This is a genomic window from Shewanella sp. Isolate7 (genome assembly GCF_022398425.1).
Lineage (GTDB): Bacteria > Pseudomonadota > Gammaproteobacteria > Enterobacterales > Shewanellaceae > Shewanella.
This window is the reverse complement of sequence record NZ_JAKEVJ010000023.1, coordinates 35,887-56,912: the sequence shown is the minus strand read 5'-3', so window position 1 is coordinate 56,912 and position 21,026 is coordinate 35,887. Positions and strand designations below refer to the sequence as shown.

Annotated in this window: 21 protein-coding genes and 1 riboswitch; of the genes, 9 read left to right on the top strand and 12 right to left on the bottom strand. The window is 49.0% G+C overall.

What is annotated here, in order from left to right:
- On the top strand, positions 1–223 hold a 223-nt coding region (locus tag L1D47_RS07660), incomplete at its 5' end, for a transposase domain-containing protein (RefSeq protein WP_239883748.1).
- A gap of 1,043 nt (positions 224–1,266) precedes the next feature.
- Here the strand turns inward: L1D47_RS07660 and L1D47_RS07655 are convergent.
- The 4 genes from L1D47_RS07655 to arcA all read right to left on the bottom strand — a co-directional run bounded on the left by L1D47_RS07655 (position 1,267) and on the right by arcA (position 3,807).
- Positions 1,267–1,725, bottom strand: coding sequence for a DUF2846 domain-containing protein (locus L1D47_RS07655; protein WP_239883746.1), 459 nt, complete (start codon positions 1,723–1,725; stop codon positions 1,267–1,269).
- A gap of 127 nt (positions 1,726–1,852) precedes the next feature.
- Complete coding sequence (locus L1D47_RS07650; RefSeq protein ID WP_239883745.1) at positions 1,853–2,152, bottom strand: hypothetical protein; 300 nt, start codon at positions 2,150–2,152, stop codon at positions 1,853–1,855.
- 7 nt (positions 2,153–2,159) lie between these two features.
- A complete protein-coding gene (locus L1D47_RS07645; RefSeq protein ID WP_239883743.1) occupies positions 2,160–2,480 on the bottom strand; it encodes a hypothetical protein in 321 nt (106 codons plus the stop codon).
- Positions 2,481–3,087: 607 nt separating this feature from the next.
- The gene (gene arcA / locus L1D47_RS07640) at positions 3,088–3,807 is read right to left on the bottom strand and encodes a two-component system response regulator ArcA (protein ID WP_011864583.1); all 720 of its coding nucleotides are present in this window, start codon (positions 3,805–3,807) and stop codon (positions 3,088–3,090) included.
- Positions 3,808–4,385: 578 nt separating this feature from the next.
- Here arcA and L1D47_RS07635 point away from each other — a divergent pair.
- From L1D47_RS07635 to L1D47_RS07620, 4 genes are all read left to right on the top strand, one after another.
- Positions 4,386–4,817: a DUF3293 domain-containing protein gene (locus L1D47_RS07635; protein WP_239883741.1), complete on the top strand. Its 432-nt coding sequence runs from the start codon at positions 4,386–4,388 to the stop codon at positions 4,815–4,817.
- Positions 4,818–5,185: 368 nt separating this feature from the next.
- Positions 5,186–5,361: riboswitch (Lysine riboswitch) on the top strand.
- Positions 5,362–5,490: 129 nt separating this feature from the next.
- Positions 5,491–6,846 carry a lysine-sensitive aspartokinase 3 gene (gene lysC / locus L1D47_RS07630; RefSeq protein WP_239883740.1) on the top strand — a complete coding sequence of 452 codons (1,356 nt, stop codon included), beginning with the start codon at positions 5,491–5,493 and terminating at the stop codon, positions 6,844–6,846.
- The gene (locus tag L1D47_RS07625; RefSeq protein WP_239883751.1) at positions 6,846–7,952 is read left to right on the top strand and encodes a succinylglutamate desuccinylase/aspartoacylase family protein; all 1,107 of its coding nucleotides are present in this window, start codon (positions 6,846–6,848) and stop codon (positions 7,950–7,952) included. Before lysC ends, L1D47_RS07625 begins: the two co-directional genes overlap by 1 nt.
- An 84-nt stretch (positions 7,953–8,036) precedes the next feature.
- Positions 8,037–8,534 carry a hypothetical protein gene (locus L1D47_RS07620; RefSeq protein ID WP_239883738.1) on the top strand — a complete coding sequence of 166 codons (498 nt, stop codon included), beginning with the start codon at positions 8,037–8,039 and terminating at the stop codon, positions 8,532–8,534.
- 178 nt (positions 8,535–8,712) lie between these two features.
- Here L1D47_RS07620 and L1D47_RS07615 read toward each other — a convergent pair whose 3' ends face one another.
- From L1D47_RS07615 to L1D47_RS07590, 6 genes are all read right to left on the bottom strand, one after another.
- Entirely contained in the window at positions 8,713–12,612 is a 3,900-nt protein-coding gene (locus L1D47_RS07615) for a rhombosortase-dependent M36 family metallopeptidase (RefSeq protein WP_239883736.1), read from the bottom strand.
- Between the two features lie 220 nt (positions 12,613–12,832).
- On the bottom strand, positions 12,833–13,294 hold the full coding sequence (gene asnC / locus L1D47_RS07610) for a transcriptional regulator AsnC (RefSeq protein WP_011864588.1): 462 nt from the start codon (positions 13,292–13,294) through the stop codon (positions 12,833–12,835).
- Between the two features lie 134 nt (positions 13,295–13,428).
- Positions 13,429–14,106: a bifunctional tRNA pseudouridine(32) synthase/23S rRNA pseudouridine(746) synthase RluA gene (gene rluA / locus L1D47_RS07605; RefSeq protein WP_239883731.1), complete on the bottom strand. Its 678-nt coding sequence runs from the start codon at positions 14,104–14,106 to the stop codon at positions 13,429–13,431.
- Positions 14,107–14,219: 113 nt separating this feature from the next.
- Entirely contained in the window at positions 14,220–14,507 is a 288-nt protein-coding gene (locus L1D47_RS07600) for a hypothetical protein (protein WP_041510124.1), read from the bottom strand.
- Between the two features lie 25 nt (positions 14,508–14,532).
- On the bottom strand, positions 14,533–15,078 hold the full coding sequence (locus L1D47_RS07595; RefSeq protein ID WP_239883730.1) for a class I SAM-dependent methyltransferase: 546 nt from the start codon (positions 15,076–15,078) through the stop codon (positions 14,533–14,535).
- Positions 15,053–15,469 carry a hypothetical protein gene (locus L1D47_RS07590; protein WP_239883729.1) on the bottom strand — a complete coding sequence of 139 codons (417 nt, stop codon included), beginning with the start codon at positions 15,467–15,469 and terminating at the stop codon, positions 15,053–15,055. The genes L1D47_RS07595 and L1D47_RS07590 overlap by 26 nt, the downstream gene beginning before the upstream one ends.
- Positions 15,470–15,687: 218 nt before the next feature.
- On the opposite strand from L1D47_RS07590, the gene L1D47_RS07585 reads away from it, so the two are divergent.
- Both L1D47_RS07585 and L1D47_RS07580 read left to right on the top strand, forming a co-directional pair.
- Positions 15,688–16,677, top strand: a complete 990-nt coding sequence (locus L1D47_RS07585; protein ID WP_239883724.1) for a 2-hydroxyacid dehydrogenase — start codon at positions 15,688–15,690, stop codon at positions 16,675–16,677.
- Positions 16,678–16,793: 116 nt separating this feature from the next.
- The gene (locus tag L1D47_RS07580; RefSeq protein WP_239883722.1) at positions 16,794–17,531 is read left to right on the top strand and encodes a dienelactone hydrolase family protein; all 738 of its coding nucleotides are present in this window, start codon (positions 16,794–16,796) and stop codon (positions 17,529–17,531) included.
- A 97-nt stretch (positions 17,532–17,628) separates the two neighbouring features.
- On the opposite strand, the gene L1D47_RS07575 is transcribed toward L1D47_RS07580, so the two are convergent.
- Both L1D47_RS07575 and L1D47_RS07570 read right to left on the bottom strand, forming a co-directional pair.
- On the bottom strand, positions 17,629–18,597 hold the full coding sequence (locus L1D47_RS07575) for a magnesium transporter CorA family protein (RefSeq protein ID WP_239883720.1): 969 nt from the start codon (positions 18,595–18,597) through the stop codon (positions 17,629–17,631).
- Between the two features lie 17 nt (positions 18,598–18,614).
- Positions 18,615–19,166, bottom strand: a complete 552-nt coding sequence (locus L1D47_RS07570; RefSeq protein WP_239883719.1) for a mechanosensitive ion channel domain-containing protein — start codon at positions 19,164–19,166, stop codon at positions 18,615–18,617.
- Between the two features lie 307 nt (positions 19,167–19,473).
- On the opposite strand from L1D47_RS07570, the gene L1D47_RS07565 reads away from it, so the two are divergent.
- Together L1D47_RS07565 and ahpC are read left to right on the top strand one after the other, a co-directional pair.
- A complete protein-coding gene (locus L1D47_RS07565; protein ID WP_239883717.1) occupies positions 19,474–20,220 on the top strand; it encodes a fused MFS/spermidine synthase in 747 nt (248 codons plus the stop codon).
- A 195-nt stretch (positions 20,221–20,415) separates the two neighbouring features.
- Positions 20,416–20,985 carry an alkyl hydroperoxide reductase subunit C gene (gene ahpC / locus L1D47_RS07560; protein WP_041510132.1) on the top strand — a complete coding sequence of 190 codons (570 nt, stop codon included), beginning with the start codon at positions 20,416–20,418 and terminating at the stop codon, positions 20,983–20,985.
- The last annotated feature ends 41 nt before the right edge of the window (positions 20,986–21,026 follow it).

Below are 21,026 nucleotides of genomic sequence, written 5' to 3'. Positions count from 1 at the left end.
CGCCGAGAGAGCGATAAAACCGTTCGTCATTGGGCGGAAGAACTGGCTATTTGCCAATACGGCCAATGGTGCGAACGCGAGTGCCATACTGTACAGTGTGATCGAAACCGCCAAGGCGAATGGGTTGACGCCCTTCGATTACTTGATGTACTGCCTTGAGCAGTTGTCACTTAAGCCCGAGTGTCTAGAACACTTGCTACCCTGGAATGCAAAACTCGGCTAGGTGCAGTTCTCCGGACGGATACGTTTCATCTGCCCAGCATGGATGTTGGCGAGGCAATTGAAGGTCGCCCCTACATGGTTATCTATCACCTGTGGTGGGCTCTGCGAAATCATCCCAGATTTCGAAGGCCAAAAACGTGTTTACACTTGCAGCCAAACGTTTCTTCGAATGAACGGCGTTTGATTCTTTCTAGGGGAATCATGTGGATGTCGTTTCTATTTAATAAGGAGTGTAGTGGCCTCGCCCTTTCTCTAGGGAAGGTGCGAACAAGTCGTCGCACAGCTCTGGCTTTGATAGCAGCGACAGTTCAAGGCATTCAACTGAGGGCATGCCGAGGCCTGCTGAAGTTGAATAACGCCGAAATGGTGTTGCTATCAAAGCCCCGCAGGGCGAGGCTTACAGCGGTATTTGCTGCGTTACAGTTCTTGCGAAGGACTAGGGCCATTCGCTGCAAACTGTGCCTAGCATCTATCCACTTTAAGCACACGCAGAGCAAGCANCACAGCTCTGGCTTTGATAGCAGCGACAGTTCAAGGCATTCAACTGAGGGCATGCCGAGGCCTGCTGAAGTTGAATAACGCCGAAATGGTGTTGCTATCAAAGCCCCGCAGGGCGAGGCTTACAGCGGTATTTGCTGCGTTACAGTTCTTGCGAAGGACTAGGGCCATTCGCTGCAAACTGTGCCTAGCATCTATCCACTTTAAGCACACGCAGAGCAAGCACGGGACTTATTCGCACCTTCCCTAGGGAAGGTGCGAACAAGTCGTCGCACAGCTCTGGCTTTGATAGCAGCGACAGTTTAAGGCATTCAACTGAGGGCATGCCGAGGCCTGCTGAAGTTGAATAACGCTGAAATGGTGTTGCTATCCAAGCCCCGCAGGGCGAGGCTTACAGCGGTACTTGCTGCGTTACAGTTCTTGCGAAGGACTAGGGCTATTCGCTGCAAACTGTGCCTTGCATCTATCCACTTTAAGCACACGCAGAGCAAGCACGGGACTTATTCGCACCTTCCCTAAATATAGATAGTTTGGTTATGAGTAAATCTATTTACTACATTTCCCTTGTTTTGCCATCTTTAATTTAGAGACTTCTTCTTTACCTTTTTCCTCGTCCACAAGCTCTAAACCTGCTCCACCTACAAAGGCGCCAAACTTTATATATTGCTGAACAAAATAGTTCTTTCCTGCTTCAACCTTTACGATTAGGTCATTAGGAGAAAACTCTGATTCAGTGGAAACTTTGTAATCTTTATCTCCAAGTAGTTCGACATAGAAAAATATATTGGGTGCGGTTTCTCCTATGCATTCTCCATCAATCCAAACATCCTTTTTTAGAGCGCCACCAAAGCTTCCCGAGCGATAAATGTACAGCCCAGATTTTTCATTAGTGGGGGCGCTAAATTCTTTGGCCTTGTTTGTTGTTTTTGAGTCTTCAAGTGGAACAGATGCACAGCCCGACATAATGGATATCATTAAAGCAGTTGCTAATATTCTAAGTTTCATTTTTTATGCTCTAGTGTTGGAGTGTCAATATTACTAAATATTGTCGATGCATTAATGTAAGTAAGCGCATGCTACTTTTTCCTTTTAGAAATATGTAATTGAAAAGCTTTACATGCGCTTAAACATCTTAGTTAGGGCAATAGGTTGATTCGGCAACATAAGTTACGTTGTGACCAATGAGATAGGTGTTTGCAATGTATGCATTGATTTGAGATTCACACCATTGCATGGCATCTCCCATGCTCTCATAACCTTTACCTGGAGCGTTCCAGCATTGTTTTAAGTCTCGATCACGATCACTAGCTAGCAAGGCACTTGATTGTGTAATTTTACATGAGGAGTAAGTTGACTTAGATGAACCGTCAGAATTTGAACCACCACAGCCAAATAAAGCAACGGCAACTGAAGCTAAAATTATTCTTTTCATTGTTTCCCTACTGCTGAATGTTGAAGTTTTCTTCAAAAATAACCCGACTATTACAAGGAACTTCGAAATAGTCATGAATCATGTCTTTTACTAGAATTTCTAAGTGTGTATAACCTTCACATTGAAAAGAAAGACCCGAAGATGGTCTGATATCGAATTCTTTTCCATAGATATCGATAGTGATGGGTGATCCAGAAAAGTTTTGTACAGACAAAGTAGTTAAATCTGTACTGATAACAGAAACGTTTTCTAATGGTGGTCTGGCATCTTGCGCTATTGCAGTGAGAGGTATTAGCCCAATTGCGAAGGCTAAACTAAGTAGTTTCATTTTATCTCCTTGTAAAAATTGAAACCAAGTAATTGTTAAAAACAAGCCTGTTTTTATAAATGATGGATGCAGGAGTGACTTTTAGGAGAGAAGTAGTGATTTAAACAACTCAGTCCGTGAGTTCAGTTCCTTGTGTTATTCATTTTTGCTTGGTGTAACAAGCCTTTTAACTGCTGTAACATACCATAAGTAATTAGTTTTATCTATCACAATTAGCTACTTATGGACTATTGCTTTCTTGGGTTTATATCATTTGTCGTTTTTATCTATGTTGCATGTTAAGCATCATAGGGGGCTATCAACGAATTTTTGGTAAAAGTGGAGAGTATTTTGGTCTGGCACTTTGTTTGTCTTGAGTTATCTCTTTCGTTTTATTTGAACATACCAAATGAAGCTAAATCGAAGAGATAGAATATATGTGTAGATACAACTCTGGCTTTTGAGAGCAAAGCCTCGGGTGGAGAGTACCATCGATGTAACAACCCCAGATGTAACAATCCCAAAACTACCCAATCCAGGGCTTTGGCATAAGTGTTCCAGACACAAAAAAGCCAGTCGTTAGACTGGCTTTTCAAATTAAATCACATTTGCGCTAGCTGGATGTGATTTATGCTTCTTCTAAGTTACCGCAGAAACGATAGCCTTCGCCGTGGATGGTGGCGATGATCTCTGGCGTGTCTGGTAGGCTTTCGAAGTGCTTACGGATACGACGAATGGTCACATCCACAGTACGGTCGTGTGGCTTAAGCTCACGGCCAGTCATCTTCATCAGCAGATCGGCACGGGTCAGGATCTTGCCTGGGTTCTCAACGAAGTGCAGCATGGCGCGGAACTCGCTGCGAGGCAGCTTGTAAGACTCGCCCTGTGGGCTAACCAGTGAACGGCTGTTGATCTCTAGGCTCCAACCGTTGAAGCGGTAGAATTCTACTGCACTCTTTTCTTCGGTTTCGCCACCGGTGCTGTTAACACGAGTCAGCAGGTTACGTGCACGGATAGTCAGTTCACGTGGGTTGAATGGCTTGGTGATATAGTCATCGGCACCAATTTCCAGGCCCAAGATCTTGTCAACTTCGTTGTCTCGGCCGGTAAGGAAGATAAGGCCGATGTTGTTGATTTCACGAAGTTCACGCGCAAGCAGTAGACCATTCTTACCGGGTAGGTTGATATCCATCACCACTAGATTGATCTTGTTTTCCTGCATGGCTTTATGCATCTCTGCGCCATCATTGGCTTCAGTTACCACATATCCTTCAGCCTCGAAAATACTTCTTAGCGTGTTCCGGGTAACGGCTTCATCTTCAACGATCAGAATGTGCGGGTTTTGCATGTTTATTTACCTAATATTTGTTTAAAACTGTTCTAACCATGAGCGCTAGTTGGTGCTGCTGCGCACTATCTGTCTTCGCGACAATTACTCAACTCACTTAGTGCTTTCATCAAAAAACTATTGATACAGCAACACACTTCATGATTAGTAAAGTATACGTATCTCTTTCAAAAGACACGCGAACTGCTATTCACTTCGATTAACAATAGTTGGGAATAGTTCCGTTAACTATTTAATATTTTCAAGTTTAAATGCTAAATCAGCCTAAGCTCACATTTTATACAGGAAATTGACTAACTTTTGATGACCTTGTCGCCGACAAGATGTAACAAAAAGTATTTCATCGTGAGATGAGTGGAAGTGAATCAACGAACTTATTGTACTCGTTTTAGTCATTTGTTAACAAATGAAATGTTAACAAAATTCCTTTGAGATTTGATGTAAGTCACATTGTTTTGTGTACATCTTTGATTTTAATGATATTAATAAAAATTCATAAAGTGACCTGCCTCACACCTCTAGGAAGGTGAGCGAATTTTGCTATAATCGACTGAATCTAATTTAGGAATATTTTAGTGATGAGCACAGCGAACGAACACTTTTGGCAATGCTATCAGCAAACGCAATTCTTACTCACTCAACCTTTCTCTCCCTCGTTATCATTTGCAATCATTACCGCTCATAATCCTAAAGGCCAACACCTTTCTCCCTCGCAAAACCGCCTCCTCGATAAACAGCTTCAACGTCATATTCAACGCCTGCAATACCCCTATCGTGCCCTGACCGGCGCCTCCAGCGATCGGGGGCATATGGAAAAGAGTTGGGCGGTCTCTATCGATAAGGCTGCCGCGGTGGAGCTGGGCAAGGTGTTTAATCAAAACGCCATCTACTTTGTCGATAACGATGAGCTGCAACTGGTGCCTTGTCTGGTCGCGTATGATGAGGTTACCTTAGGTAAGTTTTCCGCAAGGGTCTGCTTGGTTAGCGAACTGCCGGACATTAGTCGTTAGGGCCTGCTGACCTTTTGAGCACAAATTTTGTTCTAATTGAGTACGTTCAAATCGCGGCACGAGGTTTGAGATATAGTCATTCTATATAAAAGCCGAGTAACAAAGAGGTGAACGTGCTCAAGACGAACCCTGCGGGCAGCTTCTGTATCATTTTTCTACTGCGTTATCGCTCATTGATGTAGTGCACTACATTACAATCGCTCTGCCTTGTATAAAATCGATACAGAATGCTGCAAAAATGAACGCGAAAGGCCAACAGACCCTAGGGCCGTCTATGTTGAATGGCTTTCATCATGACTGGCTAAAATATCGTTGACTTTTTATTCGGTTGTTTGATAGTTTTCTTGCATCCTGATCGATAAGGTTAGTGATACAGAAGAGGAGCGTTAACTAGGTAGTAAGCCCGAGGAGTCCAAACTCCGTTGACGGTTTATGAGGGAGATTAACGCCGAGGTAAAGAGATGTTTGGTTTCATCTGTTTATCGGTCGAATGGGCTGAATCCCATTGATTGTCACCTGTTTTTGGTGGAGAGCTTCTGGTGGCAATCGTTGTTTCCCGTCTTGGGGTGCGTCATCTTTGCACCAGGCTCTTCGAACGAAGTGAGTTCGGAGCGTATTCAATGTTATCTATTTCTTTCGTGTCATCGTCGGCTGTTTGGGTTGAGGTGCGCTAATGTCTATTGTTGTTGCTAAGTTTGGTGGAACCTCTGTCGCCGATTATGAGGCGATGAACCGCTGTGCCGATATCGTATTGGCCAATCCCGATACCCGCGTTGTAGTCGTGAGCGCCTCGAGTGGTGTGACTAACCTCCTGGTGGAACTGACTCAGGAGCGTGTGGATTTTGAGCGTCGTCAGCAGTTACTCAAGGCGATCGCCTCTATTCAATATAAGATCCTCGACGAGCTGGGCCAGCCCCACGATGTGGCCGCGCGTCTCGATGCCATCTTAAGTAAGATTGCCAGCCTGAGTGAGTCGCTTTGCCAGCATCGCAGCAAGGCGACCATAGATGAATTATTGGCTCAGGGTGAGCAGTGCTCGTCTGTGCTCTTTGCTGCCGTGTTAAGAGAGAAGGGCGAGCGGGCGAGTGCCTTCGATGTGCGTCAGGTGATGCGCACCGACAGTCATTTCGGCCGCGCCGAGCCGCAGATCGAGGCGGTGAAGCAGCTTTGCACAGAGCACCTGCTACCACTGCTGGGAGAGCAGCGTATCGTGACTCAAGGCTTTATTGGCGCCGATGAGCAGGGGTCGACCACCACATTGGGCCGTGGCGGCAGCGACTATTCCGCTGCGCTGCTCGCCGAGGCGCTGGATGCTTCGGCGGTGGAGATCTGGACTGATGTGCCAGGCATCTTTACTACCGATCCAAGGCTGGCGCCCAATGCTCGCCCTATCCCTGAGATCAGTTTTAACGAGGCGGCCGAGATGGCGACCTTCGGCGCCAAGGTGCTGCATCCTGCCACCATATTACCTGCGGTCAGACATAAGATTCAGGTATTTGTCGGTTCCAGTAAGGCGCCTGAGCTCGGCGGCACCTGGATTCGTCATCAGGTGAACGACGAGCCTATTTATCGCGCCGTAGCGGTGCGACGCGACCAGACGCTACTCAATCTGCATAGCCTGCAGATGCTGCATGCCCAGGGCTTCCTGGCCGAAACCTTTGCCACCCTGGCAAGGCATAAGATCAGTGTGGATTTGATCACTACCTCAGAGGTAAACGTCTCGCTGACCTTAGATAAGACGGGATCCGATTCGGCAGGAAACAGCCTGCTGAGCGAGGCCTTGTTGCAGGAGTTGTCACAGCACTGCCGGGTGCGGGTAGAAGAGGGCTTGGCGCTGGTGGCGATCGTCGGCAATAAGATTGCCACCACGGCCGGTGTGTGTCGCCGGGTCTTCGAGGTACTCGAACCCCATAATGTGCGCATGATCTGTCAGGGGGCAAGCCCGCACAACCTATGTGTCCTGGTGGCCGAGTCTGAGGCGGCTCAGGTGGTGAGTGCGCTGCATCAGAATCTGTTCGAAGGCCAATGATGAAACCAACTCGTTCTACGTTAAAGGTTGGCGAGCTCGCCACGGGTCAAGATCTTGAACTCAACCTGTTTGAGTTTGTCCCCGAGGTCGTGACCGGCCCGAGCGTCTGTATTCAGGCCAATGTGCACGGCGCCGAGGTGCAGGGCAATGCGGTGATCTATCAGCTGATGCAGGCGCTCGAAACCTGTGAGCTGCGCGGCAAGGTGACCCTGGTGCCACTGGCTAATCCTTTAGGGATCAATCAAAAGAGTGGCGAGTTTACCCTAGGACGGTTCGACCCTATCACCGGGGTGAACTGGAACCGCGAATACCTAGATCATAAACTGGACATTGCTAGCTGGTATCAGGGGCACAAACATCTTACTGATGCCGAGTTAATTGCCCATTTCAGGGCCTTGCTGGTTGAGCAGTGTTACAGCCGTCTGCATGAGCCCTGGGGGATCACCACGGGACATCGTCTGGCGGTGAGTCTGCAGCAGATGGGCCATGGGGCGGATATCGTGCTGGATCTGCATACCGGCCCTAAGTCGTGCAAACATCTCTATTGTCCCGAGTATGACCAAGATGCCGCCAAGTACTTCTCTATTCCTTATACCCTGCTTATCCCTAATGAGTTTGGTGGGGCCATGGATGAGTCTATCTTCTGCCCCTGGTGGCAGCTGAGTGAATACCTGGCTACTCAGGGGCACGAGATTGAGGTGCCCGTATCGGGCTTTACCCTGGAGCTTGGCAGTCAGGAGAATGTCGATTTGGCGGATGCCCTGGTGGATGTCGAAGGGATACTGGCCTATCTCAGCAAGCGCGGCGTAATAAGTGAGCGCGTAGAGCCTGCGGCGATGCCACGCTACGCTTGTTACCTGAAAGACTATAAGAAGTATCATGCGCCCCTAGGTGGCTTGGTGGAGTACAAGGCCAAGGTCGGGCAGCCGCTGCCCGCCGGTGAACCGCTCGCCAACATCTTGCGTGTCGACAGATATGGCGAGGAGGACGCGATAGTCCCCTTGAGTCTGCCTGTTGACTGTGTGCCCGTGCTGCATTTTGCCTCGGCGTCTGTGTATCAAGGCACAGAGCTCTATAAGGTGATGACTAAGGTGTTCGCGCTTTAGTCAATAACTATATAGGTGAGATTCCTGTAACAACTAGTGTTACACTCAAATTGCATTGATAACTAAGGAATCTAGGGGGAGCGAATGCAAAAAAGGATTTTATTATCACTAATTGTATTGTTGGGTGCCTGTTCGACTGAGAAGCCTGATACTGTCAGTATTGAAAGCCAAGATGACATGAAACATGCATCATCAGTAGCTGCAAATTCAACTGAAAACAGGGAAGAAGTTTCTCTGTCGCTACTAGAGAAGAGTGATTCAAAATACAGTTATAAATTGAACGGCATGAAATTTAGTTCAAACGATAGAGTATTGAAGAAGGGAAGTGTTGTTCAGAGCTTGTCTGAGTCAGGTTCTGGTCTTATCAAAGGGAGTTTTGTCGTAATCGCATCTCAGCTTCCCAAGGGAGTGATTGAACATTATGAAGTGAATGAGATCGCAACGTCAACTTATAGATTAATCCCCTTAGAGATAGGCGGTGATCTTTACGAACTCTATCAAGCATTACGCCAAAATGATGTGTTTTCTCGTGTTGAAATAGAGATTGATTATAGTGGAAAGCAAACATCAGATAGTTTTTGATGAGTCATGACATCTAAGGGATTAGAAATAAGGCCTGATATCGGTGAAATTGATTTAGAGAATACCTTTGGTGGTTTTAAATAATTTCCTTTAGAACAGACGTAAAAAAGCCATAACTTAATGTTATGGCTTTTTTATATTCAATCACTACCTAAATAGGTAGTGAAGTTAACCTATGTTACTTACGACGACGTAGTGCAGCAAAAGGTATGAGTAACAATGAAAGCCAGCCTAAAGAACCACCTGAACTACTAGTTTTCTCTTTAGATACAGCTGCAAAGCTTACTTTCACCTTGTTCTTCACTTCTCCTGTGCCATCACTCACAGTAAGCGTGAAGTTTAATGTCGCCTTTGGATCATTTAATGCGGGAGTCACGAAGCTCGCTTCGCTACTTGTAGCATTTTTGATTTCTACAGCAGGACCTGAATCTTGTGTCCAGCTATATGTCAGCACGTCATCAGCATTTGGATCAATTGCAGTTGCAGATAGCGTTACCACATCACCTTCTTTTACTAACGTAGAACTTGCCTTAGCAGTCACTGTCGGTAAACGGTTTTCACAAGCGAAAGTATCACCAGCAATTTGCTCATAGAAAACATTTGAGGTGATGTTGTTGAAGGTTACGTTGTCAACTATCCATCCATATTCACTTGTATTGGTATCGGTAACCATACGGAAACGTAGCTGTACCTGATTGCCATTTAACGCTGTGCCGAAGTTAACGGTTTCGGTTTCGCCAAAGGTAGCCATGGTGCCAGTAAAGGCTTCGCGACCAGGCAATAGCTCTGCTAGTTCACCCGTATAGCCAGTAGTTGTGAAGATACCGCCCATTTCTGTAACGTCTGCCCATTCACCACCGTTGACACTTATTTCAACGACACCACCATCGTATCCCTGTTCAATTTGGAAATAGTGGAACCAGCTCATGGTAAAGTCACCACCGTATCCTACGGTGAATGGCTTAGTTTCATAAGCAACATCGGATGAGAAGCCATTGTTTCTAATGTATAGATACTGGGCATCGACAGGGAAATATGCTGCATAGCGGCTACTTAGCTGTGCAGTGCCTTTAGCCAGGTCACCACCTTCAAGTACTATCTCATTGAAATCCTTCAGGCCTGTAAAGTCTTCCATGTCACTTGTCGACATATTGCCTTCAATATCTTTGATCTTGAAGTCCATATTTACTGCAGTCGATAGTGTATAGGTCTGAGCTTTGATTTCGTCATCAAGCTCAGGGAATGACAGTTCAAAGGTAACTTCATCTGCAGTGGCTGCGTCGTTTAGGGTGAATTCAATTGGCTCGTTAGTTGCCTCACCGAATATGCCTACATCACCAAACGATACTTTGCCTTCATTGGCGAATGTTACGTCTTGACCACTAGTAACCTTAACAACACCTTCGATGTTTTCTAGCGCCTTACTGCCTTTGTTCATAACGGTAAAGGTGACAGTGCCGGTTTCACCTTTGTCTAAAATTCCGTCTTTCGAACAATAGCCATTGGTTAGACCTTCGAAGTCGTTGTTGAATTCATGATTAGCGACTGTAAAAGAAGCAAGTTCTGTTTCGTAAGATTCAACAACACCAGTGTGTTTGCTATCGAAACGCTCAGGTGAAACCGCACCCATACCCATACCACGACGAGCGAAGGCCGCTAACATCAGTTCGTAATCTGCCGGATCATTAGCATAGGCTGCCGCGAGAAGCGCATCACGAGCTTCGGTATAAGTAGGCGCAATTGGCGTCATCTTATAGCCTGCAACCAGATAATCCATCATCAAACTACGGGCTTCTTCGAATGAGTGACGTTCATCGTTGATTAACGCAACATAGCAATCCCATAGCATAGCAGCCCAAGGTTCACCCGCGTCATGTACTTCTGCGTCGCCATTTATGTCAGGGCCTGTACCATTGCCTAGCTCGACGTTGGCAAAGGTCAGTGGGTTGATGCTCATATCGGTACTGTAAGGATAGTTACGAATACCAGAGTAGAAGCTACCAACGTAAGAAACCGCGGCATAGGCCTTTTGGAACATCTCGTTGCCGGCTAGCTTAGCATCGTCAGCTTCAGATACTAACAGCAAGGCATGGAAATCACCCCAACCTTCACCCATTGAGCGACCTTGTTGGTTGATCAAGCCTGATGCGTTGCCGACTAGACGATTAGAGATGTAGTGACCCCATTCGTGCGCAACGATAGCGTTATCCCAAGAACTCGCCTTATATGGCTTGTTATTAAACATGGAGAGCGTGACATCTTTACCTGCATCCAAAAGCGCATAGATCTTTGCACCGTCATTGAATGATAATCCCATGTTAGGGATTTTCACTGTATCGTCAGAGCCACCCATAGGTGCTGGCTCATCAGTTCCAGAATTATTGGCAATGAGTACTGCAATTGCGCCCGCATCCTGAGCGTGCTTTACTTTTTGCGTAAAGGCACATGCGCCGCGATCGATAATGGCAATGTTGCCCATTATGTCGGCGCCATTCACAGTTTTATCGCAACCATCAGTCGTAGTATCAACACCATCATCGATACGAACGACTTTACCCGCTACACTAAATTGTCCTTGACCAAAGCCTGAACGTTTAGTTGAGCCAAGCAGGCCGACAGTGTCATCAGAGGTGACTGTTGCGCCATAGTCTTCGCCATTGACGGCATCTTTGCTATCCCATAGGTACATCTGCATGCGTGGAGAATAACCATCTGCAGGAGTACGCATGTTCGCGTTGTTAAAGCCTGAGTTATCTTGGACTTCGGCGCGAATGGCATCGCCTTCGATACCGCCACGATCATAGTTAAGTGCTTGGGCGTTACCAGCTGCTTCATCGAAGCCATGATCGTAGAAAACGTCATGCAAGTAGTTGTTAATGTAAAATAGGTTAACTATCGCAGCTTTACGGTTATTGACTGAACTTTCGACTTCACTGGTGTTGTACTTATAGTCGAAGGTATTAGCACTGGTGACCTCTGCGGTATAATCGCCATTGGTAAATCCATCGGGTGCAATGGCATCGACATAGGCATTTACGTTGTTACCTGAGGTTACGGTTGCATCTTCTGCTAGCCAAGCATCTTTTGTGCTGATTGGGCCGTGGGTAAGAGTTACCATAGGCGCATCTAAGTAAGCCGTAGCATCCTCTTGGTCTGCGCTAGTTGCAGGAATAACGTTGCCGTGAGGGCTATCCCAAGGCACGCCAGCTTCATCAGCATAGATGCGATAATTAAATGCTGAGTCTTCTGCAGTTAGGTTGTGCTTGAAAAGGATTTCGTTGGTGTTTGCGTCGATAACAAAGCTATAAAATTCAGAATCGACACTTGTTTTATCACCAACTTCTAATTCGACATAGTGAGCGGCAACCAGCTTGCCCTTCTTCTCGAAGTAGACTTGTTTAGCGCGCGGTGAGCCAATGATCTGCTTAGAGCCTGACATGTTTGACGCTAAGAATGATTGATATTTAGCGTCATTACTCTTTTGCTTTGTCAGTGTAACTGCGTTACCACCCATATCGGCAAAAGCGGTTTCTACTGCGGCATTTGCGCCTTCAAATTCGTCTATCAGGCCAGAAATAGAGGGGCTACTATTGGTGACACTAGCAAATTGTCCAGATGCTGCTACCAACTGAAATTCTCTGTTCATCATGACATTGACTTCACGATTGAACACTTCGATGCCGTTAACTTCTTGGCTATATTTAGCGACAGTTGCGCCACGGCCGCTGTCGTGCATGTTCTTAAGAACTGCTTTAGAAGGGCCTTTGTTTGCAGTCGAAATCCCTGTGACGGCATTGAGGTAATAATCGGCTGCAGTAGCTAATTTATATTTGTATTCTAATGCGCCAAGTGCAGGGGCTTGTAGCCCTTTCTTTGCCCACTGGAAGGTGTTCTTTCCGGTTTTGCGGTCAAACTGATCATACATGCCAGAAACACTCTGAACTTGCTTCAGGTTCTGTGTTTGGGCAGGAGATAAGTTAAGGGTATTGATTGCTTGCGGGCTTGCCATTGCCGCGACTGAATAAGCAGCACTCGAGATCAGCGCCGCTGAAATGGCTAGAGATAATTTAGTTTTCACAACTTCTTCCTTGTCAAATAGAAGTGTTTTGAGACACAAAACACTATTGGTATTGCTGTAACTTTGGTTACTAATCTTTTCTTATTTTGTTTCCGCCATGTTGACGGCTTGTTCTTTTTAACACAAAAGATTACCAAAGTTAAAGCTGGTAGAGGAAAAAGTTGTAAGCGGTTTTTTTATAGTAGTATTCGCTAAGCCTGCAAGCCCCAGTGGTACTGGATTAAGGTTTCACTGCGCGGCTGATTGGATTTTGTAAACTGATGAGTGTCTCGGTGGACTGGATCTCATCGATGGACTGAATGCGGTTGATTAGCACATGTTGCAGGCCATCGATCGACTGGCACATCACCTTGACGAAGATGCTGTAGTTACCCGTGGTGTAATAGGCTTCGGTGACCTCTTCTAAGGCGTTGAGCTTGGCGATGGCGGCGGGGTAATCACCGGCGCTCTTGAGGTTGATGCCGATAAAGCAGCAGACGTCATAGCCGAGCGCCTTGGGGTTGACCGTGATCTGGGCGCCTGTGATGATGCCAGCCTGCTTCATCTTCTCTACCCGCACATGTATGGTACCGGCGCTCACGCCGAAGCGTTTAGCCAGTTCGGCGAAGGGGGTGCGAGCCTCCTCCATAAGCGCCGAGAGGATCTGGTTGTCGAGTTGGTCTCGCTGAAATGAACTATCCATTACTACATACCGCTTTAAGTCAACATTATGAAGTAATTTACGGCATTGGTTAGCAAACTGCTAACCTTTTAGCGAGTTAAGTAGATTTTGTCGCAGAACAGGCCCGGTGAGAGCCGATAAGTTAATACCGGGCTCTATTGCTCTTCGGTGACATCCGTGAAGGGGATTGGCGTGCTGAAGGTCATAGGCTGTTTGCTGTAGGGATGGGTCAGGCTCAGCGACTGAGCATGCAGTAGCAGACGCGGTGCCAGGTGCTTAGCTAGAGGATCGGCGTAGAAGTTATCGCCCAAGATGGGGTGTCCTATGGCCATCATGTGAACACGTAGCTGATGAGAACGTCCGGTTATCGGCGTGAGCTTGACCAGAGTCGAACGCTTGGCGCGGCTGACTACCTCAAATAGTGTCTTAGAGGCCTTACCAAGTTGATGATCCACCTTCTGCTTAGGTCGGTTAGGCCAGTCACAGATAAGCGAATAATCCACGCTGCCTTGCTGCGCCTTCACGTGGCCGGCGACGCGGGCATAGTAGATCTTATGGGTCTCCCTATCACGAAACTGTCGCTTAAGCTCCCGCTCGGCGCTGCGCCTGAGCGCCACCACGATAATACCTGAAGTCGCCATATCCAGGCGGTGTACTATCTGGGCGTTGGGGTGGTCGCGTAAGACACGGGTGTAGACGCTGTCATGATAGGCGGGGTCGCGTCCCGGCACCGACAAGAGGCCAGAGGGCTTATTGACCACCAGAATATCTTTATCCTCATGGAGGATCTCGAGCCAGGGGTCGGTAGGCGGCGCATACACAAAATCAGTCATAGCAAACCTTGGGGGTTAAATCGGGCTGCAAAGATACCCTTAGGGCGCGGGCGGCGCAAGTATTGTGGACGAAACCGGTGTGGCTTAGGCGGGTGTTATGGTGGAGCTTGGGATTAAAAGCTGTGGCCATTGACATGCATGATGGCGAAGGTCCACACCACGAAAGCTAGGCTGAGGTGGATAAAGGCGTAGATGCCCTGATCCAGCCGCTCTATTCCCTTGGCCTGCCAGATTAACTTGCCGTGCAGTAAGATATTGAGGGGAAACAGCATAAACAGCGGGTAGAAGGCGATGGCGCTGTCGTCGCCGAACAGGGCGCGTGACAGGATTGACCATAACACCATGAAGGCGGTAACCAATGGCGGTGCGGCGAGCCGGTACTGTTCGGGATAGGGAAACATCTATCGTCCTTAACGCTGTGAGATCCTATTTTGCCGGTTTGCGGCCAATATATTGAGCCTTGAAACAAGGCGTATCTTCACAGCCTACATCACCTTCGAAAGCGTGCAAAGTCTCCCAGGATGAAAAGCGCTGCAATAATTCCCCATCGGTCAGTAAGAAGTTGGGGTTCTTGGGTCTGCCCACCTCTGCCTGTCGGGCGATAAAGGTCTCGTAGACGATGAGACCGCCGGGTTTGATGCTCTCCTTTATGGCCTCAAACAGTGGTCTGTGCAGGTAGTTGAACACCAGGACGATGTCGTACTGTGCCTGTTCTGTCTGAGCTTTGGGGAGCTTTGCCTCGCCAGTTTCCAAGTCGAGCGCCAGCGCCCGACACTGGGGCGGTAGCGCCGCGAGTCGGCCCAGGTCTTTGTCGATAAAAGTGACCTGGGCGCCATGGGCCGCTAACCATAGGCCGTTGCGCCCTGTGCCGCAGGCAAGGTCCAGCACCTGGGGATGGCTATCGAGTCTGAGAAGCTGACTGCTTTGCGTCAGCAGTGGGGCGGCTTCAGCCCTTAATCTCTTTTCGTCCATCGAGGCGTCGTCCATGTATCACAGAAAAATGTCTGAGCCCTGCCGGGCCGTGTGAGACCACCACAGAGAGCAAGACGATAACGATCAGCAGCTCGCTCTTGTAGTCGGCGAGGGGAATAAACAGTGCCAGCAGACAGAGTTTTACCAGGGTCAGCACGCCCTTTAGCTGGATCAGCCAGCGCCAGTCTCGCACCACCTCCCAGAGCATCAGCAAGCTGCCGGTACTCATGGCCAAGATCCAGTAGTTGCACCACAGGGTCTTATCCACCCCGAGTAGGATGCCGCCACCGGCGCCCGTGATCCCTAAGATATGCAGGGCACGCAGGCTGGTCTTGCTCAGGCGTTGTAGCCAAAACTTTTTCTCGGAAATCGGCTTATGCTTATTGCTCATAAGGTGAAAGAAGGCTGAAAATTTGCGCCAGCTTAGCAGGAAATCAACTTAAAACACATTGACGGCTCACAAAGTTAACCATTTCGTGATCTAAGCGCGATTTATCTTTGCTAAGTCACATCTTTCCTTGGCTATAATGGAGCCAAGACAGGTGGGGGCTTTGCGATACTAGGCTTGCAAACCTCTGTCTAATGTTGAACCACTTTTAGGTAGCTAAGATGAGAATAGGTTTTTTTAGTGCTAAGCACTATGACATGGAACATTTCAACCGCACCAACCAGGCCTTTGGCGCTCAGATAGAGTATTTCGATTATCGTCTCTGTATGCAGTCGGCCAAGCTGGCCTATGGTTTCGAGGTGATCTGCGCCTTCGTCAACGATTCGCTATGTGAAGAGGTGTTGGTCGAGCTAGCTAAAAATGGCACTAAGATCATTGCTATGCGCTGCGCCGGATTTAATAACGTCGATCTCGAGGCGGCCAAACGTCTGGGGATCAAGGTGGTGAATGTGCCAGCCTATTCGCCCGAGTCGGTGGCCGAGCATACCGTGGCGCTGATGTTGACCCTAAACCGTAAGGTTCACAAGGCCTATCAACGTACCCGCGACGCTAACTTCTCCCTCGAGGGGCTGGTGGGCTTCAACATGTATGGTCGTACCGTGGGCGTGATCGGCACGGGTAAGATTGGGGTGGCGACCATCAAGATACTGTTAGGCTTCGGCTGCAAGGTAGTGGTGTATGATCCTTATCCGAATCAGGCTGTGTTGGATATGGGGATAGAGTACCTGTCTCTGGATGAGCTTTATGCCGTGAGCGACATCATCAGCCTGCATTGTCCGCTGACCAAAGAGAACCACCACCTGCTCAGCAAAGCGAGCTTTGACAAGATGAAACCTGGGGTCATGGTGATCAACACCAGCCGTGGCGGCCTGCTTAACGCATTCGATGCCATGGAAGCCTTGAAGACGGGGCAGATTGGTTCCCTGGGGCTGGATGTGTACGAGAATGAGAAAGAGCTCTTCTTCGAAGATAAGTCGAATCAGATCATCCAAGACGATGTGTTCAGACGATTGTCGGCGTGCCACAACGTGATCTTTACCGGTCACCAGGCCTTCTTGACCGAGGAGGCGCTCGGCGCCATTGCCCATACCAGCCTGACCAATGTGCGCCAGCTGCTCGACGGTGAAGAATGTCCTAATCAGCTGTTTTAACTTTTTTCACGTCTTTACTTCTTTCACTTCTTTTGTTTCGTCAGCCGGGTTTCACCTGACAAGGGGGGCTCAGGCTGATAACTTAAGGACAAGTTTATTGGCCTGAGGGCAAGATTATGATGGTAAAACAGGAAGTTCACGACATAGACACGCCGACGGGTAAGATGCGCTGTTATCTCTATCGTCCCGACAGCGAAGGCTTGTTTTCGACGATTATCTTCTACTCGGAGATTTTCCAGCAAACCGCACCCATCGCCAGGGCCGCAACCATGTTGGCCGGTCACGGTTTCGTGGTCTTGGTGCCGGAAGTCTTCCATGAGCTCAACCCCATAGGCACAGTGTTGGCCTATGACGATGAGGGCAAAGATAAGGGCAATCAGGACAAGTTTACCAAGGCGCTGGAGCATCACGACAGCGACACTCAGGCCTTAGTCGACTTCGCCATGAGCCAAGCCTTCTGCACCAATCAGATCGGGGCCATGGGCGTCTGTATCGGTGGTCATCTGGCCTATCGCGCTGCACTGAATATCGATGTCGTCGGTGCCTTCTGCCTCTATCCTACGGACATACATTCCAATACCTTGCCTGCTAATCCTGGCAATGACTCGCTGAGCCGTACCGGCGATATAGACGGAGAGTTGGTGCTGGTATTCGGTAAGCAAGATCCCCATGTGCCGAGTGAGGGACGCAGGCTCATCTATGACAGACTGACGGAGACGGGGCGCAAGTTCACCTATCTTGAGGTCAATGCCCTGCATGCCTTCATGCGCGATGAGGGTGACAGATACGATCCCGCACTGGCGCTGCAGATCTATCAGCAGGCAGTGGCCTTCTTCCATCGGGTGCTGCGCTAAAGATACCGATTGCACGACAGACAGCGTTTGCGCAAATAGCGATATCCGGTCAGTAAAAAAGGCGAACCTAGGTTCGCCTTTTTCTGTTTAGTTTTGGCTACAGCCACTTGCGACGTCTGAACAGCCAGATCAATACGGCTGTGATGCTGAGCATGACACCCCAGACGATGAAGTAGCCATCTTTATGTTTCAGCTCGGGAATATACTCGAAGTTCATGCCATAGATGCCGGCGATAAAGGTGAGTGGCACGAAGATGGCGGTGATGATGGTTAGCACCTTCATGATGTTATTGAGTCTATGGGCGCTGATGGAGATATAGCCGTCGATGAGAGCGCTTGAGACCTGATAAAAGAGATCCGCTAGGCTGGCGGCCCTGTGCTGGTGTTCGCAGACGTCGTTGATCTCATGGTACAGGCTGTCATCGAAAGGCACAGAGGGCTCGCTGCGCAGGCTGTCGAACAGTTCGACGTGGTAGTGAAAGTTGCGCCTCAGGCGGGTGAGATCTGTCTTATACAACACGACCTCGGCCAAGATCTTGTCATCCGCCGTGGTCAGCATCACGGTTTCCAGCTCCTCTAGGCGGCTCTCGAGATCGAATAGGATTTTATGATAACGCTTGATCACATAGCGACTCAGTTTCAGTGCCACGGCGCCGGTGTTTTTCAGCGACAGCTCGCCCGCTTCCAGCGCCGTCATGGTGCGTTCGATGGAGAGCGAACGCTTGCTGTGACGGGTCACGATAAAGCGAGGCCCCACAAACAGCGCCAGCACTATGTTGTCGCAGTTGATAGAGTCAGAGTCGGCCGACAGCCCCCTGAGCAACATAAAAGTATGGTCATCGAAGTCTTCTATCTTTGGGGGGTGGCGATCCCGCGAGGCATCCTGCAGTGCCAGTGGGTGCAGGCCGAAATTTCGCTGCAGCGAATTACTCAGCTGCTCGTCTATCTCGCCGTCGATGTTGAGCCAGAGTATGGTGTCGTCGCGCTGCTGCCAGCTGGCAATTTGCGATGCGTCGCCCCGGGTGAGCGAATTATTTTGCGGATCATAGAGTAATGTCGTGAGCATCGCAGGCCCCCTGTCTGTTAATCGCTTTGTACTTGAGTATGGTCTTTCTCGGGCGATTCACTCAAGGGCTTGGCTTGAGTGTTTGCCTGAGTTAGTTTCAACACCCCTTTTTGTAGCATCAGGTTGTTAGGGTAGGTGATGGTGATGCCGTCGCAGCGTTCTATCAGCACGTGAAACAGGCTGATCTCGGCGATGATGCCACTGACATCTTCATCCTTGTCGATAATCTTGATGCGATCGCCAATGCGATAGGGGAAGACGAAGAAGATCAAGATCCCGGCGGTGATGTTACTCAAAATCGACCACTGGGCCACCAAGGCGACGCCAAGCACGGCAAATACCGAGGAGATAAACAGGGACACCTGTTGATACTCTATGCCCAGCGACACCACCCAGAGGCAGGCGATGATGATAAACAGCAGGTAGGTCATATATTGGGTCACCATCTTGGTGCGCTTAAAGGAGACCTGTTTAGCCTCGGAAAGCCTGGCGATCCAGTTGGTCAGCAGACGTTGGGCGAAGATGAAGATGCCGATATAGAGGCAGCTGATGAGCAGGGTTTGTGTCATGGTCAATCACAAATGAGTCAAAGATTTCAAACAAATACTACAAGCCTCGCATGATTGCAATGTGAGAATGCCGGGCCGATTGCAAGGCGAAAATGTGGGGGCGAATACAGCGCGCAAAAGTGGGCTGAGTAGGGAAGGGGATGCTCATGCCTGTTTTTGGCCTTTAGCCTTATCCTTCACTTATAGAGTCAAAAGGATTTGCCTGCTGTGTTAACTGCGATTTTGCGGCATACTAGCGGCTTTTACTGCGGCATTTTTTGCGCCATTCATCGAAGCCCTAGGCATAGGCGCAGCAACGGAGAGACAGATGTCAGATTATACCACCCTTTATGCCGGCGAAGATGACCACGGCCCCCTGCTGGTGATGGAAGATAAGGAGGTTCGCCTGCTCTCCTTTGGCGATAACGATGAGCAGAGCAAGTTGCTTAAGTCGGCGCTGCATGTGCCCATGCATACCTATCTGCAGGCCATGTTGTTGGTGCTGCTGTTTATTAAGCCCAAGCGGGTGATAGTCCTCGGGTTGGGTGGCGGTGGCCTGATCCACGCACTGCGTAACTTCGACCGGGGGATCAATATTACCGCCGTCGAGCTGCGCGAGGCGGTGATCGAGGTGGCCAAGCGTTACTTCTGGCTCCCCCTGGGGAAGAAGCTCAACCTAATCCACCAAGATGCCAACGAGTTCCTGAGCGAGGCTAACCACAAGAAGGCCGATGTGATCTTCGCCGACATCTACCATGGTGACGGGGTGGACGAGCAGCAGCTAAGCGAGACCTTCATCGCCAACGCCGCGGCCCTGCTTAAGGCAGAGGGGTATCTGGTGCTTAACTGTTGGAAGGAACATAGTCGCAACACCGCCTTGCTAACTCTGCTAGAGCAACATTTCGGTGACGTACGCGCCTGCCTGACCGGCGGTGGCAACTGGGTGGTACTCGCCGGCAAACAGGTGCGTCAGATAAGTGCCAGTGGTCTTAAGGCCGAGGCACAGCAGTTGTCGCAACAGTTGGATTTTCCCCTGAGTCGCAGCCTGACGCGCTTCGAACCCTGGGAGTCATGATCCTGAGGTGTTGGCCTAATCGGTTTTTTGCCACCACAGATAGTTCAATCTTAAAAACCGATTAGTATGATAGTTTTTACCCGTTATATTTAATTGTCCGGTCTCGTTATTATCTCCTCATCGACAAAGAACACGGGGTCACGGCAGACGCCACACCCCACAAATTACTGTTAATAACGAGCACTGGAGCAAGCAATGACTCAATCAATCATCAACACCGAAATCAAGCCTTTTTCAGCCACTGCATACCACAATGGCGATTTCGTCTCTGTGACTGAGCAAGACCTACTGGGTAAGTGGTCAGTGGTTTTCTTCTACCCAGCCGACTTCACTTTCGTCTGCCCAACTGAACTGGGTGACATGGCTGACCATTACGAGAAGCTGCAGTCTATGGGTGTCGAAGTTTACTCAGTTTCTACCGACACTCACTTTACTCACAAGGCGTGGCACGACAGCTCAGACACTATCGGCAAGATCAACTACCCAATGATCGGCGACCCAACCGGTGTTATCTCACGTAACTTTGGCGTGATGATCGAAGAAGAAGGTCTGGCACTGCGCGGTACCTTCGTGATCAACCCTGAGGGTCAGATCAAGGTTGCCGAGGTTCATGACCTAGGTATCGGTCGTAGCGCTTCTGAGCTGGTTCGTAAGATTCAAGCGGCTCAGTATGTAGCGACTCACGACGGTGAAGTTTGCCCGGCAGCATGGCAGCCAGGTGAAGAGACCCTAGCACCTTCACTTGACCTGGTCGGTAAGATCTAAGATCTCTGCTAAAGGTTGCCCGGGCCTCATCATCTCGGGCA